This is a genomic window from Streptomyces sp. NPDC029138, from assembly GCF_055564375.1.
The window spans coordinates 43,779-59,090 of the sequence record NZ_JBVHWM010000039.1 but is presented as its reverse complement, the minus strand read 5'-3'; the positions used below and the strand labels follow the sequence as shown (position 1 = coordinate 59,090).

Annotated in this window: 14 protein-coding genes; 6 read left to right on the top strand and 8 right to left on the bottom strand. The window is 72.9% G+C overall.

Features of this window, described 5'->3' with window-relative positions; genetic code table 11:
- Positions 1 to 3 precede the first annotated feature (3 nt).
- From ACZ4WH_RS26965 to ACZ4WH_RS26950, 4 genes are read right to left on the bottom strand one after another with little or no spacing between them, the layout of a single operon-like run.
- Positions 4 to 783 carry a CDP-alcohol phosphatidyltransferase family protein gene (locus tag ACZ4WH_RS26965; RefSeq protein WP_468185035.1) on the bottom strand — a complete coding sequence of 260 codons (780 nt, stop codon included), beginning with the start codon at positions 781 to 783 and terminating at the stop codon, positions 4 to 6.
- Positions 761 to 1,822 carry an iron-containing alcohol dehydrogenase family protein gene (locus tag ACZ4WH_RS26960; protein WP_468185032.1) on the bottom strand — a complete coding sequence of 354 codons (1,062 nt, stop codon included), beginning with the start codon at positions 1,820 to 1,822 and terminating at the stop codon, positions 761 to 763. The genes ACZ4WH_RS26965 and ACZ4WH_RS26960 overlap by 23 nt, the downstream gene beginning before the upstream one ends.
- Positions 1,810 to 2,562, bottom strand: a complete 753-nt coding sequence (locus ACZ4WH_RS26955) for a phosphocholine cytidylyltransferase family protein (protein WP_468185030.1) — start codon at positions 2,560 to 2,562, stop codon at positions 1,810 to 1,812. Before ACZ4WH_RS26955 ends, ACZ4WH_RS26960 begins: the two co-directional genes overlap by 13 nt.
- Complete coding sequence (locus ACZ4WH_RS26950) at positions 2,559 to 4,391, bottom strand: DUF5941 domain-containing protein (RefSeq protein ID WP_468185027.1); 1,833 nt, start codon at positions 4,389 to 4,391, stop codon at positions 2,559 to 2,561. The genes ACZ4WH_RS26955 and ACZ4WH_RS26950 overlap by 4 nt, the downstream gene beginning before the upstream one ends.
- A 264-nt stretch (positions 4,392 to 4,655) precedes the next feature.
- Here ACZ4WH_RS26950 and galE point away from each other — a divergent pair, with 264 nt between their 5' ends.
- The 3 genes from galE (at position 4,656) to idi (ending at position 7,476) form a co-directional block, all read left to right on the top strand.
- Entirely contained in the window at positions 4,656 to 5,627 is a 972-nt protein-coding gene (gene galE / locus ACZ4WH_RS26945) for a UDP-glucose 4-epimerase GalE (protein WP_468185024.1), read from the top strand.
- 138 nt (positions 5,628 to 5,765) lie between these two features.
- On the top strand, positions 5,766 to 6,707 hold the full coding sequence (locus ACZ4WH_RS26940) for a cation diffusion facilitator family transporter (RefSeq protein ID WP_468185022.1): 942 nt from the start codon (positions 5,766 to 5,768) through the stop codon (positions 6,705 to 6,707).
- 175 nt (positions 6,708 to 6,882) lie between these two features.
- Entirely contained in the window at positions 6,883 to 7,476 is a 594-nt protein-coding gene (idi, locus tag ACZ4WH_RS26935) for an isopentenyl-diphosphate Delta-isomerase (protein WP_468185019.1), read from the top strand.
- Positions 7,477 to 7,536: 60 nt separating this feature from the next.
- Here the strand turns inward: idi and ACZ4WH_RS26930 are convergent, their stop codons facing one another.
- Positions 7,537 to 8,031, bottom strand: a complete 495-nt coding sequence (locus tag ACZ4WH_RS26930) for an ATP-binding protein (RefSeq protein WP_468185090.1) — start codon at positions 8,029 to 8,031, stop codon at positions 7,537 to 7,539.
- 237 nt (positions 8,032 to 8,268) lie between these two features.
- Between ACZ4WH_RS26930 and ACZ4WH_RS26925 the strand changes: the two genes are divergently transcribed.
- On the top strand, positions 8,269 to 9,024 hold the full coding sequence (locus tag ACZ4WH_RS26925; RefSeq protein WP_468185017.1) for an enoyl-CoA hydratase/isomerase family protein: 756 nt from the start codon (positions 8,269 to 8,271) through the stop codon (positions 9,022 to 9,024).
- On the opposite strand, the gene ACZ4WH_RS26920 is transcribed toward ACZ4WH_RS26925, so the two are convergent.
- Positions 9,011 to 9,646 carry a DJ-1/PfpI family protein gene (locus ACZ4WH_RS26920; protein ID WP_468185014.1) on the bottom strand — a complete coding sequence of 212 codons (636 nt, stop codon included), beginning with the start codon at positions 9,644 to 9,646 and terminating at the stop codon, positions 9,011 to 9,013. The two genes, ACZ4WH_RS26925 and ACZ4WH_RS26920, sit on opposite strands and share 14 nt — an antisense overlap.
- 35 nt (positions 9,647 to 9,681) lie before the next feature.
- Positions 9,682 to 10,641 carry a GlxA family transcriptional regulator gene (locus ACZ4WH_RS26915; protein WP_468185011.1) on the bottom strand — a complete coding sequence of 320 codons (960 nt, stop codon included), beginning with the start codon at positions 10,639 to 10,641 and terminating at the stop codon, positions 9,682 to 9,684.
- A 156-nt stretch (positions 10,642 to 10,797) separates the two neighbouring features.
- Between ACZ4WH_RS26915 and ACZ4WH_RS26910 the strand changes: the two genes are divergently transcribed.
- On the top strand, positions 10,798 to 10,929 hold the full coding sequence (locus ACZ4WH_RS26910) for an LPFR motif small protein (RefSeq protein ID WP_014676189.1): 132 nt from the start codon (positions 10,798 to 10,800) through the stop codon (positions 10,927 to 10,929).
- Between the two features lie 102 nt (positions 10,930 to 11,031).
- A complete protein-coding gene (locus ACZ4WH_RS26905) occupies positions 11,032 to 13,410 on the top strand; it encodes a Tex family protein (RefSeq protein ID WP_468185008.1) in 2,379 nt (792 codons plus the stop codon).
- Positions 13,411 to 13,551: 141 nt separating this feature from the next.
- On the opposite strand, the gene ACZ4WH_RS26900 is transcribed toward ACZ4WH_RS26905, so the two are convergent.
- The gene (locus tag ACZ4WH_RS26900; protein WP_468185005.1) at positions 13,552 to 15,192 is read right to left on the bottom strand and encodes an ABC-F family ATP-binding cassette domain-containing protein; all 1,641 of its coding nucleotides are present in this window, start codon (positions 15,190 to 15,192) and stop codon (positions 13,552 to 13,554) included.
- Positions 15,193 to 15,312 lie beyond the last annotated feature (120 nt).

Genomic DNA, 15,312 nt, shown 5'->3' with positions numbered 1-15,312 from the left:
TGCTCACTTCAGCCTGCTGGAGGCGAGGATGGACACCAGGTGCAGCAGCGTCTGGAGCAGGGCGATGCCGGCGAGGACGGCCGTACCGAGGCGGGTGAAGAACAGGTCGCCGCGGGCCTGGTCCACGATCGCGAGGACGAGGATGAGCAGCGAGGCCTCGATGCCGAGGATCAGCCGGTGGAACTTCAGCGCCGAGGCGGCCCGGCGGGCCAGCGCCATGCCGGAGGAGCGCGGCTCGGAGGCCGCCTCCTGCACCGGGGGCTTGCCGGTCTGGTGGCGGGCGACGCCGACCAGGTCGGTCTCGGCCTTGATCAGGATGGCTCCGAGCGCGGCGAGGGTGCCGAGGAAGGCCCACAGCCAGTCGATCCGGCCGCTGCCCCACAGGTCGGCGGCGCGCAGGCCGAGGCCGACGAGGACGGCCGCGTCGGTGAGATAGGCGCCGACGCGGTCCAGGTAGACCCCGCCGAGCGAGTACTGCTTCTTCCAGCGGGCGATCTCGCCGTCGACGCAGTCCAGCAGCAGGTACAGCTGGGTGGCGACCACGCCGAGGACGGCGCCCGCGATCCCCGGCACCAGCAGAGCCGGGGCCGCGAGCACACCGCAGACGGTCATCAGGTACGTGAGCTGGTTGGGCGTGACCCTGGTGTTCACCAGGTAGCGGTCGACGCGCAGGGACACCTCGCGCATGTAGAGGCGTCCCGCCCAGTGCTCACCGCTGCGCCGGTCCTTCACCCCCGCGGGGTGGACGACCGGACGGAGTTCAGCTACCGATGGCCTTGACATAGTCGGCGTAGATGTCCTTGATCTGGTTCGTCTTGAGGTCGAGGTGTTCGAGGATCGTGTAGCGGCCGGGCCGGGTCTCGGGGGCGAACTCCACCGCGCGGACGAACTCGTCCACCGTGAAACCGATCTCCTCCGGGAGCACCGGAAGCCCGTGCCGGCGCAGCACCTCGGCCATGTACGCCGACTCCTCGTGGGCGCCGCGCAGGTACATCGCGAAGGCGGCACCGAGGCCGCACTGCTCGCCGTGGGCCGCGGCGCGCTTGGGGTAGAGCAGGTCGAAGGCGTGGTTGATCTCGTGGCAGGCTCCGGAGGACGGGCGGGAGTCGCCCGACACGGACATGGCGATACCGGTGAGGACCAGCGCCTCGGCCAGCACCTGGAGGAAGCCGTCGTCGCCGACCCCGCCCGGGTGCCGCAGCACCGCCTCGCCCGCCTGCCGGGCCATGGCGGCGGCCAGGCCGTCGACCTTCTCGCCGTTGACCCGGTTGGCCAGCTCCCAGTCCGCGACCGCGGAGATGTTGGAGATGGCGTCACCGATGCCGGAGCGCACGAACCGGACGGGCGCCTCCCGGATCACGTTGAGGTCGATGACCACCGCGATCGGGTTGGGCACGCCGTACGAGCCACGGCCCGCGTCGTTGTCCAGCGTCGCGACCGGCGAGCACAGGCCGTCGTGGGCGAGGTTGGTGGCGACGGCGACCAGCGGCAGGCCGACCCGGGCCGCCGCGAACTTGGCGCAGTCGATGATCTTGCCGCCGCCGAGGCCGACGACGGCGTCGTAGTGGCCGGCCTTTATGTCGCTCGCCAGCCGGACCGCGTCGTCGATGGTGCCGCCCCCGACCTCGTACCAGGTCGCGCCGGGCAGCGAGGGGGCGATCCGCTCGCGCAGCCGGGTGCCGGAGCCGCCGCTGACAGCGATGGCGAGCCGGCCGGACTGCGAGATGCGCTCGTCGGCGAGGACCGAGGCCAGGTCGTCCAGGGCACCCGGGCGGATGTCCACGACGACCGGCGAGGGGATGAGCCGGGTCAGTACTGGCACGCGATCTCCCGTCCACGGGCGAGATCGTCGTGGTTGTCGATCTCGACCCACTCGACCTCGCCGATCGGCGCCACGTCGATGCGGAAGCCGCGGTTGACCAGCTCCTGGTAGCCGTGCTCGTAGAACTGCTGCGGGTCGGTCTCCCAGACCGCCTTCAGCGCGTCGGCCAGCTCGGGTGCGGCGTCGCCCTCGATCAGGGTGACGCCGATGTACTCGCCGGTGGCCTCGGCCGGGTCCATCAGCTTGGTGATCTTCGTCATGCCCTTCTCGGGGTCGACGACGACCTTCATCTCCTCGTCGGCCAGGTGCTTCACCGTGTCCAGGGCGAGGATGATCTTCTTGCCGTCGCCGCGCGCGGCGAGGAGGGTCTTCTCGACGGAGACCGGGTGGACGGTGTCGCCGTTGGCGAGGATCACGCCGTCCTTGAGGGCGTCACGGCCGCACCACAGGGAGTAGGCGTTGTTCCACTCCTCGGCCTTGTCGTTGTCGATGAGGGTGAGCTTCAGGCCGTACTTCCGCTCCAGGGCCGCCTTGCGCTCGTACACGGCCTCCTTGCGGTAGCCGACGATGATCGCGACCTCGGTCAGTCCGATCTCGGCGAAGTTGCCGAGCGTCAGGTCCAGAACCGTCGGTTCGCCCTCTATGCCCGCGGGCCCCACCGGCACCAGCGCCTTGGGAAGGCTGTCGGTGTAGGGGCGCAGACGCCGTCCGGCGCCGGCCGCCAGCACGAGGCCGATCATGCGGGTTCTCCTTCGTCGTGTACGGCGGGCGCCCCAGCGGACACCCAGAAGCGGATGCTCTCGACGAGCACCACCAGGGCGACGGCCACGGCGAGGACCGTGAGCGCGACCTTGAACTGCGCGGCGGTGAGCACCGCGGCCAGAACGGCGACGAGCAGCGTCCGCCCCTCGTGCCCCCCGATGACGCGCACCAGCCAGGCCGGGGGCGCTCCGGCGTTGCCGCGGATGCGGTACACCGTGTCGTAGTGATGGTAGGCGACGGCCGCCACCAGGCCGAAAGCCGCTGGAAGGGCCCCGTTCACGCCCGCTTTACCGGCCAGGGCGAGGACCGTGCCGTACTCGGCGGCCCGGAAGAAGGGCGGGACGAGCCAGTCGAGGGCGCCCTTGAGGGGGCGGGCGACGGCGAGGGCCGAGGTGAGGACGTAGACCAGGGCGCCGATCACCGGCAGCACCGAGCCGAAGGCGGTCAGGGCCGAGCAGGCGACGACCGCGGCGCCCCCGAGCAGGGCGACGGCGGGCACGGCGAGACCGGGCAGACCGCGCTTGGCCACACGCCCGACGGTCTGCGCGAGCGGGCCCGAGTCGGCGAGGTCGGCGAGGGCCCGCGCGGCCCGGTCGGTGCGGCGGGCCTTGCGGGTCAGGGATCGCAGCACCCGGCCCGCCGTGGTGTACGTCGCCGCGAAGGCGCAGCCGACGAGCAGGACGTAGAAGGTGATCCGCGGGGTGGTGGCCGCGGTGAGGACCGCGATCATCGCCCAGCGCTCGCCGATCGGCAGCACGATCATCCGCCGCAGCCAGACCGTCCAGCCGACGCTGTCGAGCTTGTCGGAGAGGGCGGCGGTGGGGCTGGTGTTGGCGGTGGCGTCGTGGTTGGCCTCGTTGAAGGAGAAGTCGACCACGTGCCGGCAGCTCTGGAGGATCATCGCGCCGAGGGCGAGGGCCCACACGTCGTCGCCGCCACGGGCCGCGCCGAGCGCGAGGCCGGCGTAGTAGGCGTACTCCTTGGCCCGGTCGAAGGTGGCGTCGAGCCAGGCGCCGAGGGTGGAGTACTTCAGGGCGTAGCGGGCGAGCTGGCCGTCGGTGCAGTCCAGGACGAAGGAGGCGATCAGCAGCGCACCGGCCGCGACGAAGCCGCCGCGGGTGCCCGTCGCCGCGCAGCCGGCCGCTATCAGGGCGGTGAGCAGCGAGGCCGTGGTGACCTGGTTCGGGGTCAGGCCGCGGCGGGCGCACCAGCGGGCGATGTAGCGCGAGTAGGGGCTGATGAAGAACGTGGTGAAGAAGCCGTCCCGGGACTTCACGGCCGACTTCAGGCGGACGGCCTCGTCGTCGACGGCGGAGACGGCCTGCCGGGCCTCGTTGCGGGCCTGGGGGTCGGCCGGCACGGCGGCGACCAGGCTGCCCAGCTCGGGCCGGTGCACCGCGCCGCCGTCGGCGTCGAGGGCGCCTGCGACGCGGTCGGCGAGGCTGTCCAGGGCGAGCGCGGGGGCGCCGCCCTCGGCCGCGCGGGCGGTGGCGGTGCCGCCGCCCGCGGAGGTCTCGCGGGCCAGGGCCCGGGTGAGCGCCTGCCGGGCGGCCGGCTGGGCGGTGACGGCACCGGGCACGGCGGCGAGCGGGAAGCGCGGGTCGGTCAGGCCGAGGCGCAGCGCGTGGAGGTGGCCGACGAAGCGGGCGTCGACCAGGGCCACGCGCCGGTCGGCCGGCACGGCCGCGAGCAGCGACTCCGTCTCGGCGGCGTCGGCGGCCACGCGCACATCGAAGCCGAGGGACCGCAGATCGTTCTCCAGCGACGATCCGGGGACCGGCTGACCGGTGACGATGGCGGTCGACAACCGAACTCACTCCCTGGGTGCCGGCGCGCGGGCGCCGGTCTCTTACGTGGTGGGGCGCCCTGCCTGCGGCACCCGGGCGGCATGTCGGCAGAGGCTATCGGATGGTCCGGGGCCGGTGTTCACCGGCCGTTCACGGTCCGGCCCACGGGGGCTGCCCCGGCCTTTGCCGCGATCATCATCGGGGATGCGGGGCCCGGCCCACAAACCCATGGCGCAGACCCGGGCAACCGGGACACCGGGCGGCTCGGCATAGGGTGGGCGACCATGACGTGGCTGATCACCGGCGGAGCCGGATACATCGGGGCGCATGTGGCACGGGCCATGGCGGGCGCCGGGGAGAGCGTCGTGGCGCTGGACGACCTGTCGGCCGCCGTGCCCGCGCGGCTGCCGGCCGAGGTGCCGCTGGTCCAGGGCTCGACGCTGGACGGGGCGCTGCTGAAGCGGGTCTTCGCGGAGTACGGCGTGACGGGCGTCGTCCATCTCGCGGCGCGCAAGCAGGTCGCGGAGTCGGTGGCCCAGCCCACCCGCTACTACCGGGAGAACGTGGGCGGTCTGGCCACGCTCCTGGACGCGGTCGCCGAGGCGGGCATCGGCCGCCTGCTGTTCTCGTCGTCGGCGGCGGTGTACGGCAACCCGGACGTGGACCTCATCACCGAGGACACCCCGTGCTCCCCGGTGAACCCGTACGGCGAGACGAAGCTGGCCGGGGAGTGGCTGGTGCGGGCGGCGGGCCGGGCGCACGGAATCTCCACCGTATGTCTGCGCTATTTCAACGTGGCGGGCGCGGCGGCGCCGGAGCTGGCGGACACGGGGGTGTTCAACATCGTGCCGATGGTCTTCGACCGGCTCACCCGGGGCGAGGCCCCGCGCATCTTCGGCGACGACTACCCGACTCCGGACGGCACCTGCGTCCGGGACTACATCCACGTCGCCGATCTCGCGGAGGCCCACCTGGCGGCGGCGCGGCGGCTGGCCGCCGGGGACCTCACCGGTGATCTGACGCTGAACATCGGCCGGGGCGAGGGGGTCTCGGTGCGTGAGCTGATCACGGTCATCGGGGAGGTCACCGGGGACCGCCGGGCGCCCCTGGTGGAGGGCCGCCGCCCCGGCGACGCCCCGCGCGCGGTGGCCTCGGCCGAGCGGGCCGCCGAGGCACTGGGCTGGCGGGCCCGGCGCGGGGTGCGGGAGATGATCGAGTCGGCGTGGGCCGGCTGGCGGCTGCACCACGGCAGCTGACCAAGCCCCCCGGCTCGCTGACCTGCGGAACGTTTCCGCAGGTCACGGCACATGACAACGGTGTTCAGTGCCGCGTTGCCCCATACCCCCACCCCGTAGTTCACTGGCATCCGGGCAGCCACACGGAAGGCGGTAGTCATGGGGGCAGGGCACGACCACGGGCACGCGCACTCCCACGCGCCGGCCACGGGTACGGCCACGGCCGCGTACCGGGGCCGGCTGCGGATCGCGCTGGGCATCACGCTCACGGTCATGGTCGTCGAGATCGCCGGTGGCCTGGTCGCGGACTCGCTCGCGCTGATCGCGGACGCGGCGCACATGGCGACCGACGCGGTGGGCCTCGGCATGGCCCTGCTCGCCGTGCACTTCGCGAACCGCCCGGCGAGCACCAACCGCACCTACGGCTACGCCCGCGCCGAGATCCTCGCGGCCCTGGCCAACTGTCTGCTGCTGCTCGGCGTCGGCGGGTACGTCCTGTACGAGGCGGTCCAGCGGTTCGTGGAGCCCGCGCAGACCCGGGGCGGCCTGATGGTCGTGTTCGGTCTGATCGGTCTCGTGGCGAACTCGATCTCGCTGGTGCTGCTGATGCGCGGGCAGAAGGAGAGCCTGAACGTGCGCGGCGCCTTCCTGGAGGTGGCCGCGGACGCGCTGGGCTCGGTGGCGGTGCTGATCTCGGCGGCCGTGATCCTGACCACCGGCTGGCAGGCGGCGGACCCGGTCGCCTCGCTGGTCATCGGGCTGATGATCGTGCCACGGACGCTGAAGCTGCTGCGCGAGACGCTGGACGTGCTGCTGGAGGCGGCCCCCAAGGGCGTCGACATGGCGGACGTCCGGGAGCACATCCTGGCGCTGGACGGCGTGGAGGACGTCCACGACCTGCACGCCTGGACGATCACCTCGGGCATGCCGGTGCTGTCGGCGCACGTGGTGGTCAGCTCCGAGGTGCTGAACGCCATCGGGCACGAGAAGATGCTGCACGAGTTGCAGGGCTGCCTGGGCGATCACTTCGACGTGGGGCACTGCACCTTCCAGCTGGAGCCGGGCGGGCACGCGGAGCACGAAGCGCGGCTGTGCCACTGACCGTACGCACTGCCGTTCGGCGCGCCCCCGGGCGGTTCCCCGCGGCCGGCTCCGGGCACGATGATCTACCGGGTCCGGCTCCCGCTGCCGCGCCGCGCGCGGACGCGAGGACGTGCCGGGAGTGCCGGATTCGTACGGCAGACTTGGGGTGCGAAGACCGAGGCGAAGGATGGGTATGCCGATCACACCTGCCACCGCGACGCACAGCTCGTCGAAGGGCACCGCAGAGCCGATTTTGCTGGAACTGGTCGACGAGAAGGGTGTGACGATCGGTACGGCGGAGAAGCTCGCCGCCCATCAGCCGCCGGGGCAGCTGCACCGCGCGTTCTCGGTGTTCCTCTTCGACGAGCAGGGCCGGCTGCTGCTCCAGCAGCGGGCGCTCGGCAAGTACCACTCCCCCGGTGTGTGGTCCAACACCTGCTGCGGTCACCCGTACCCGGGCGAGGCGCCGTTCGCGGCGGCGGCCCGGCGCACGCACGAGGAGCTGGGCGTGTCGCCGTCGCTGCTCGCGGAGGCCGGCACGGTCCGTTACAACCACCCGGACCCCGCCTCGGGCCTGGTGGAGCAGGAGTTCAACCATCTGTTCGTCGGCCTGGTGCAGGCGCCGCTCGGGCCGGACCCGGAGGAGGTCGCCGAGGCCGCCTTCGTGACGGCGGCCGAGCTGGCCGAGCGGCACGCCCGGGAGCCTTTCTCGGCCTGGTTCATGACCGTCCTGGACGCGGCCCGCCCGGCGATCAGGGAACTGACGGGCCCGTCCGCCGGCTGGTAGCCGCTACGGCGGTGAGGCGGTCCCGTGTCCGGCGGGGGGCGGACCGTCGGCCGGCGGGCGCTACGGCAGTGAGGGGGGCTTGAGCGGGAGGGCGGCCCAGATCACCTTGCCGCCGCTCGCGGTGTGCTCCACGTCGACCACCCCGCCCGCCTCCCGGGCCACCTCGCTGACCAGGAGCAGCCCCCGGCCGCCGGTCCGGCCGTGGTCGGCCTCCAGAGCCGTCGGGCGGTAGGGGTGGTTGTCCTCCACCGACACCCGCACCCACTCGGCTCCGACGGCCACCTCCACGGCCAGCACCGGCGACAGCAGCGCCGCGTGCCGGACCGCGTTGGTGACCAGCTCGGAGACGATCAGCAGCAGCCCGTGCACCAGGTCGTCGGAGACCGGCACCCCCTGGCGCAGCAAAAGGTCCCGCACCGCGTGCCGGGCCTGCGGGACCGAGGCGTCCACCGCTGCCGCGGTGAACCGCCAGACGCCTTCGTACGGCAGTGGATCCGTCGGCCTGTCGCCGCCCCCCGCTGGGCGCGGGCCGTCCTCGCGCCCGTGGTTGTCCATCGTCCGGTCGCCACCCTCGCGCTCGATTGTCACCACACGTCGAGTGTTGGTAACGATGCGCTCCAGCCCGGATACCTGAACACAAGTAGGCAGGTATCGAACGCTTTTTGACCGACTACGCATGACCGGGTCACAGGGTGGGACTGTTCCTGTCCCTCGGACGCCGGTTCGCGAACTAGTCGGGTTGTACGGGTTCGGCCCGCCGCCGCCGAGAAGCCCTCCGCTACGATCCGCCGCATGGAGCCCCAGCTGTCCCACCAGGTCACCGACTCCGTCGCCACCGTGGTGATCCGTCATCCCGCCAAGCGCAACGCCATGACGACGGCGATGTGGCGGGCCCTCCCCCCGCTGCTGGACGCGCTGGCCCGTGACCCCGGGGTACGGGCGCTGGTGCTGACCGGTGAGGGCGGGACCTTCTGCGCGGGCGCCGACATCTCCACGCTCCAGGACGCACCTCAGGAGGCACCGGCCCTCGCCGTGGCCGCCGAGGAGGCCCTGGCCGCGTTCCCCAAGCCGGCGGTCGCCGCGGTGCGCGGCCACTGCGTGGGCGGCGGGGCGCAGCTCGCGGCGGCCTGCGATCTGCGGCTGGCGGAGGAGGGGGCGCTGTTCGGGGTGACGCCGGCCCGGCTCGGTGTGGTCTATCCGGCCTCCTCGACCCGCCGGCTGGTGTCCCTGGTCGGTCCGGCCACGGCCAAGTACCTGCTGTTCACGGCCGAGTTGATCGACGCCGGGCGGGCGCTCCGGACCGGTCTGGTGGACGAGGTGCTGCCCGAGGGGGAACTGGACAAGCGGGTCGCGGAACTGACCCGGGTCCTGGTGTCCCGTTCGCAGCTCACCCAGGCCGCCGCCAAGGAGTTCGCCGCCGGCCGCACCGACCGTGACGCCCACTGGGCGGCCCAGGCGCGCGCCGGCGGCGACGTCACGGAGGGAGTCGCCGCCTTCCTGGAGCGCAGGCAGCCGCGCTTCACCTGGAGCGTGTCTACCTCAGGATGAAGCGGCTCGCGGCACGCCACTTCTCGACGAGGTGCGCGGGCGCCTTCTCCGGCGAACCGGCGTCGTACGGCGGCTGCGGGTCGTACTCGGTCAGCAGCTGGACGGACTGGGCGTGTTCGTCGCCGGCGATGGCGCCGAGGAGGGTCAGGCCCATGTCGATGCCGGACGACACCCCCGCCGCGGTGACGTACTTGCCGTCCACGACCACCCGCTCCCCCGTCGGCTCGGCCCCGAAGCCGCGCAGCTGGTCCAGGGCGAGCCAGTGCGAGGTGGCGCGGCGGCCCCGCAGCAGCCCGGCGACGGCCAGCAGCAGCGAGCCCGTGCACACCGAGGTGGTCCAGGTGCTGGTGGCGTCCGCCGAGCGCAGCCAGTCCAGCAGGGCGGCGTTCTCCATCTGCTCGCTCTGGCCGGGGCCGCCCGGCACGATCACGATGTCCGGGGACGGCACGTCGGCGAGGGTCCGGTCGGCGGTGAGCGCCAGGTTCCCGGTGTCGGTACGGACGGGTCCGGTGCGCTCTCCGACGAACACGGTCTCGGAGTCGGGGAGCCGGCCGAGGGTCTCGTAGGGGCCGACGGCGTCGAGGGCGGTGAAGCGGTCGTAGAGCACGATGGCGATCTGCATGGACTCCCTTGTCTCGTGCGGTGGGTGAGCGCCCGTCAGGTGACGGGGGCGGGGCGGAAGCGGCGGCGGTACTCGGCCGGGGACACGCCCAGGGTGCGCAGGAAGGCGCGGCGCATGGCCTCCGGTGTGCCGTAGCCGCCGGCACGGGCGATCTGTTCGATGCCGTCGGTGGTGTCCTCCAGCAGGCGGCGCGCGTGTTCGAGGCGGACCCGGTCGACGTAGCGGCCCGGTGTCATGCCGGTCTCGGCCTGGAAGGCGCGGGCGAAGTGGCGCGGGGAGAGGGCCGCGCGGGCGGCCAGCGCCTCGACGCCGAGGTCGCCGTCCGGATGCTCGGTGATCCACTGCTGGACGTCCCGGAGGGGTTCGCGGCGGGCCGTCTGGACGGCCAACTGGGCGCTGAACTGGGCCTGGTTGCCCGGTCTGCGCAGGAACACCACGAGATGACGGGCGACCGTCAGTGCCGCCTCCCGGCCCAGGTCCTCCTCCACCAGCGCGAGGGCGAGGTCGATGCCCGCGGTGACGCCGGCCGAGGTGGCCACGTGCCCGTCCCGGACGAAGATCGGATCGGGGTCGACCCGGACGGCGGGGTGGTCCCGGGCGAGCTTGTCGCAGTACGCCCAGTGCGTCGTGACACGCCGGCCGTCCAGGAGCCCGGCCCGGGCCAGCGGGATCGCGCCGGTGCACACGGAGACCAGGCGCGGGGCCCGCGGGCCGTGCGCGCGCAGCCACTCCACCAGCCGCGGATCGGGGTCGCGGGTGCCCTCCCCGCCGGGGACCAGCAGGGTGTGCGGGTCCGCCGTGTCCGCCAGGGACCCGTCCGGTACGACGGTCAGCCCGCTGGAGGTGCGCACGGGCCCGCCGTCCACGGAGGCCGTGCGGATCCGGTACGAGCCCGGGGTGTGCTTCTCAGCGCCCGCGAAGACCTCCATGGGGCCGGTGACATCGAGGCTCTGCACGCCGTCGAAGACGGTGACGAGGACCGTTCGCTGCGTCATGACCTCGATTCTGGGCGGCCCCGCGCGCGGCAGCAACGACGGATTTCCCACCTTTTCTGCCATGGGGTTCCGGGATTCCCGAGTGCTGCCCCGGGTTTCCCGCGCCGTCCGGAGGTACCCGGGGTGACGAGAACCCCGACGAAAGGAGATCGTTCCGTGTTCCGTGCCATCGCAGACGTACTGCGGCAGATCGGCGGCGCCATCGCCACGGTGGTCACGCTGCCGTTCCGGGCGCTCGCCCGGTTGTTCGGCGGAGCATCGTCCTCCGCGCGCGGGAGCCGGGCCTGACGCCGGGCCCGGCGCCCCGCCGGGTGCCGCCCTGATCCCCGGTTGTCGGTGTCACCTGCCACAATTGCCGCGCAACCTCAGTGGAGAAGGCGGTACGGGATCGTGACGACACCCGGGTCCCTCGGAGCAGGGTCCATCGAAGGCAGGATCGCCGAGGAGCTCGGCGTACGGGAGCGGCAGGTGAAGGCCGCGGTGGAACTGCTCGACAGCGGTTCGACCGTGCCCTTCATCGCTCGCTACCGCAAGGAAGCGACCGAGATGCTCGACGACGCGCAGCTGCGCACCATCGAGGAGCGGCTGCGCTATCTGCGGGAGCTGGAGGAGCGGCGGACCGCGATCCTGGAGTCGGTGCGGGAGCAGGGCAAGCTCACCGAGGAGCTTCAGGCGCGGATCCGAGGCGCCGAGACGAAGGCGCGTCTGGAGGACATCTACCTCCCCTACAAGCCCAAGCGGCGCACCAAGGCGCAGATCGCGCGCGAGGCGGGCCTGGAGCCGCTCGCGGAGGGGCTGCTGGGCGACCCGACGGTCGAACCGTCGGCGGCCGCCGCCGCGTTCGTGGACGCGGACAAGGGCGTCGCCGATCCGCAGGCCGCTCTGGAGGGCGCGCGGGCGATCCTCACCGAGCGGTTCTCCGAGGACGCCGACCTGATCGGCGAGCTGCGCGAGCGCATGTGGGTGCGGGGGCGGCTGGCCGCGAAGGTGCGGGAGGGCAAGGAGGAGGCGGGCGCCAAGTTCGCCGACTACTTCGACTTCGCCGAGCCGTTCACCGAACTGCCCTCGCACCGCGTCCTGGCGATGCTGCGCGGCGAGAAGGAGGAGGTCCTGGACCTCGTCCTGGAGCCGGAGGAGCCCACGGAGGGCCCGTCCTCGTACGAGGGCATCATCGCGAACCGGTTCGGGATCGCCGACCGGGGCCGCCCGGCCGACAAGTGGCTGACGGACACGGTCCGCTGGGCCTGGCGCACCCGCGTCCTGGTCCACCTCGGGATCGACATCCGCCTCAGACTGCGGACGGCCGCCGAGGACGAGGCGGTGAACGTGTTCGCCGCGAACCTGCGGGACCTGCTGCTGGCCGCCCCGGCGGGCACCCGAGCGACGCTCGGCCTGGACCCGGGTTTCCGCACGGGCGTGAAGGTCGCCGTGGTCGACTCGACCGGCAAGGTCGTCGCCACGGACGTGATCTACCCGCACGTCCCGGCCAACAGGTGGGACGAGGCGCTCGCCAAGCTGGCGCGGCTCGCCGAGCGGCACGCGGTCGAGCTGATCGCCATCGGCAACGGCACGGCGTCCCGCGAGACCGACAAGCTCGCCGGTGAACTCATCGCGAAGCACCCGGAGCTGAAGCTCACGAAGGTGATGGTGTCGGAGGCGGGCGCGTCGGTGTACTCGGCGTCGCAGTACGCCTCGCAGGAGCTGCCGGACATGGACGTGTCGCTGCGCGGCGCGGTCTCCATCGCCCGGCGCCTTCAGGACCCGCTGGCCGAGCTGGTGAAGATCGACCCGAAGTCGATCGGCGTCGGCCAGTACCAGCACGACCTGTCCGAGGTGAAGCTGTCCCGCTCGCTGGACGCGGTCGTCGAGGACTGTGTGAACGGCGTCGGCGTGGACGTCAACACGGCGTCCGTGCCGCTCCTCGCGCGGGTGTCGGGCATCTCGGCCGGGCTGGCGGAGAACATCGTCGCCCACCGGGACCAGAACGGTCCGTTCACGTCCCGTTCCGAGCTGAAGAAGGTGGCGCGGCTCGGCCCCAAGGCGTACGAGCAGTGTGCGGGCTTCCTGCGCATCCGCGGCGGAGACCCGCTGGACGCCTCCAGCGTGCACCCCGAGGCCTACCCGGTGGTGCGCCGCATGGTGAAGACCACGGGCCAGGAGGTGGCGTCCCTCATCGGCAACACGGGCGTGCTGCGCTCGCTGCGGCCGGCCGACTTCGTGGACGACACCTTCGGTCTGCCGACCGTCACCGACATCCTCAAGGAGCTGGAGAAGCCGGGCCGCGACCCGCGTCCCGCGTTCCGGACGGCCACCTTCAAGGAGGGCGTGGAGAAGATCTCCGACCTGTCCGCCGGGATGGTGCTGGAGGGCGTGGTCACCAACGTGGCCGCCTTCGGCGCGTTCGTGGACGTCGGTGTCCACCAGGACGGTCTGGTGCACGTGTCGGCGATGTCGAAGTCGTTCGTCAAGGACCCGCGCGATGTCGTCAAGCCCGGCGACATCGTCAAGGTGAAGGTCCTGGACGTCGACATTCCGCGCAAGCGGATCGCGCTGACGCTGCGTCTGGACGACGAGGCCGCCCCGCAGGGCCAGGGCGGCGGCGGCCGACAGCAGCGCGGCGGCACCCGTCCGCCCCAGCAGCGGCAGGGCGGCGGGCAGGGGCAGGGCGGCGGCGGTGACCGCGGCGGCCGACAGGCCCCGGCACCGGCCAACAGCGCGATGGCGGACGCGCTGCGCCGCGCGGGCCTGCTGGACCCGAAGAAGCGCTGACGAGCGGGGCGGGACCGGGCGGCTCACCTCGCCCGGCCCCGCCCCGCACAACGCCTCTGTGGATCACCGGTGCGGCACCCCACGGCCCCGACCACGTCGACCGGGTGGAACGGGCGGTGAAGGAAGCCGCGGCGCGCGGAGCTAGCGCTCCGTCACCTTGCCGTCGGCGACCTCCAGGCGCCGGGTCACCCGGACCGCGTCCAGCATGCGCCGGTCGTGGGTGACCAGGAGCAGGGTGCCCGTGTAGGCGTCGAGGGCCGACTCCAGCTGCTCGATGGCCGGCAGGTCGAGGTGGTTCGTCGGCTCGTCGAGGACGAGGAGGTTGACGCCCCGGCCCTGGAGCAGGGCGAGCGCGGCGCGGGTGCGTTCGCCCGGGGAGAGGGTCGCGGCCGGGCGCAGCACATGGCCGGACTTCAGGCCGAACTTGGCCAGCAGGGTGCGGACCTCCGCCGGTTCCGTGTCGGGAACGGCGGCGCAGAAGGCGTCGAGCAGGGTCTCGGGGCCGTGGAACAGCCCCCGGGCCTGGTCCACCTCGCCGACCAGGACCCCGGAGCCGAGGGTCGCGTGGCCCAAGTCGAGCGGGACGCGGCCCAGCAGCGCGCCGAGCAGGGTGGACTTCCCTGAACCGTTGGCGCCCGTCACCGCGATCCGGTCCGGCCAGTCGATCTGCAAGGAGACCGGGCCGAAGGTGAAGTCGCCGCGCCGCACCTCGGCGTCCCGCAGCGTCGCCACGACCGCGCCCGAGCGCGGCGCGGACGCGATCTCCATGCGCAGCTCCCACTCCTTGCGCGGCTCCTCCACCACGTCCAGGCGCTCGATCATGCGCTGGGTCTGCCGGGCCTTGGCGGCCTGCTTCTCGCTGGCCTCGCTGCGGAACTTGCGGCCGATCTTGTCGTTGTCGCCGCCGGCCTTCCGGCGGGCGTTCTTCACGCCCTTGTCCATCCAGGCCCGCTGCATCTGCGCGCGGTCCTGCAAAGCCGCCTTCTTGTCGGCGTACTCCTCGTACTCCTCGCGCGCGTGCCGACGGGATACCTCGCGCTCCTCCAGGTAGGCGTCGTAGCCGCCGCCGTAGAGGTTGATCTGCCGCTGGACGAGGTCGAGTTCGAGCACCTTGGTGACCGTGCGGGCGAGGAACTCGCGGTCGTGGCTGACGACGACCGTGCCCGCGCGCAGTCCGGTGACGAAGCGTTCCAGACGCTCCAGGCCGTCGAGGTCCAGGTCGTTGGTGGGCTCGTCCAGGAGGAAGACGTCGTAGCGGGACAGCAGCAGCGAGGCGAGACCGGCGCGGGCCGCCTGGCCGCCGGAGAGGGCGGTCATCGGCTGGTCCAGGTCCACGGCCAGGCCGAGGGAGTCGGCGACCTCCTCCGCGCGCTCCTCCAGGTCGGCGCCGCCCAGGCCGAGCCAGCGCTCCAGGGCGGCGGCGTAGGCGTCGTCGGCGCCGGGCACGCCGTCGACCAGCGCCTGGGTGGCCTCGTCCATGACCCGCTGGGCCTCGGCGACCCCGGTGCGGCGGGCCAGGAACTCCCGGACGGTCTCCCCCGGCCGGCGCTCCGGCTCCTGCGGCAGGTGGCCGACGGTCGCGGCCGGCGGGGACAGCCGCAGTTCTCCCTGCTCGGGCGGGGTGAGTCCGGCGAGCATCCGCAGCAGGGTCGACTTTCCCGCGCCGTTGGCGCCGACCAGCCCGATCACGTCGCCGGGCGCGACGACCAGGTCGAGCCCGGAGAACAGGGAGCGGTCGCCGTGTCCGGCGGCGAGGTTCTTGGCAACGAGGGTGGCAGTCATCAGAACGCCGATCCTAGTGGCGGCACGCGCGCGTCTCCGCCACGTTTTCCGCCGGTCACCGGCCGCGCGGCCCAGGGCTGACGGAGCCCGCCGCGCAGGGCCTATCGTCCTGGCGTGGAC

Coding starts and splice junctions, on each gene's coding strand:
- ACZ4WH_RS26930 (WP_468185090.1), bottom strand. CDS start 8,031: ATGGACAACCACGGGCGCGAGGACGGCCCGCGCCCAGCGGGGGGCGGC.
- ACZ4WH_RS26915 (WP_468185011.1), bottom strand. CDS start 10,641: ATGACGCAGCGAACGGTCCTCGTCACCGTCTTCGACGGCGTGCAGAGC.
- ACZ4WH_RS26925 (WP_468185017.1), top strand. CDS start 8,269: ATGGAGCCCCAGCTGTCCCACCAGGTCACCGACTCCGTCGCCACCGTG.
- ACZ4WH_RS26900 (WP_468185005.1), bottom strand. CDS start 15,192: ATGACTGCCACCCTCGTTGCCAAGAACCTCGCCGCCGGACACGGCGAC.
- ACZ4WH_RS26920 (WP_468185014.1), bottom strand. CDS start 9,646: ATGCAGATCGCCATCGTGCTCTACGACCGCTTCACCGCCCTCGACGCC.
- ACZ4WH_RS26955 (WP_468185030.1), bottom strand. CDS start 2,562: ATGATCGGCCTCGTGCTGGCGGCCGGCGCCGGACGGCGTCTGCGCCCC.
- ACZ4WH_RS26940 (WP_468185022.1), top strand. CDS start 5,766: ATGGGGGCAGGGCACGACCACGGGCACGCGCACTCCCACGCGCCGGCC.
- idi (WP_468185019.1), top strand. CDS start 6,883: ATGCCGATCACACCTGCCACCGCGACGCACAGCTCGTCGAAGGGCACC.
- galE (WP_468185024.1), top strand. CDS start 4,656: ATGACGTGGCTGATCACCGGCGGAGCCGGATACATCGGGGCGCATGTG.
- ACZ4WH_RS26965 (WP_468185035.1), bottom strand. CDS start 783: ATGTCAAGGCCATCGGTAGCTGAACTCCGTCCGGTCGTCCACCCCGCG.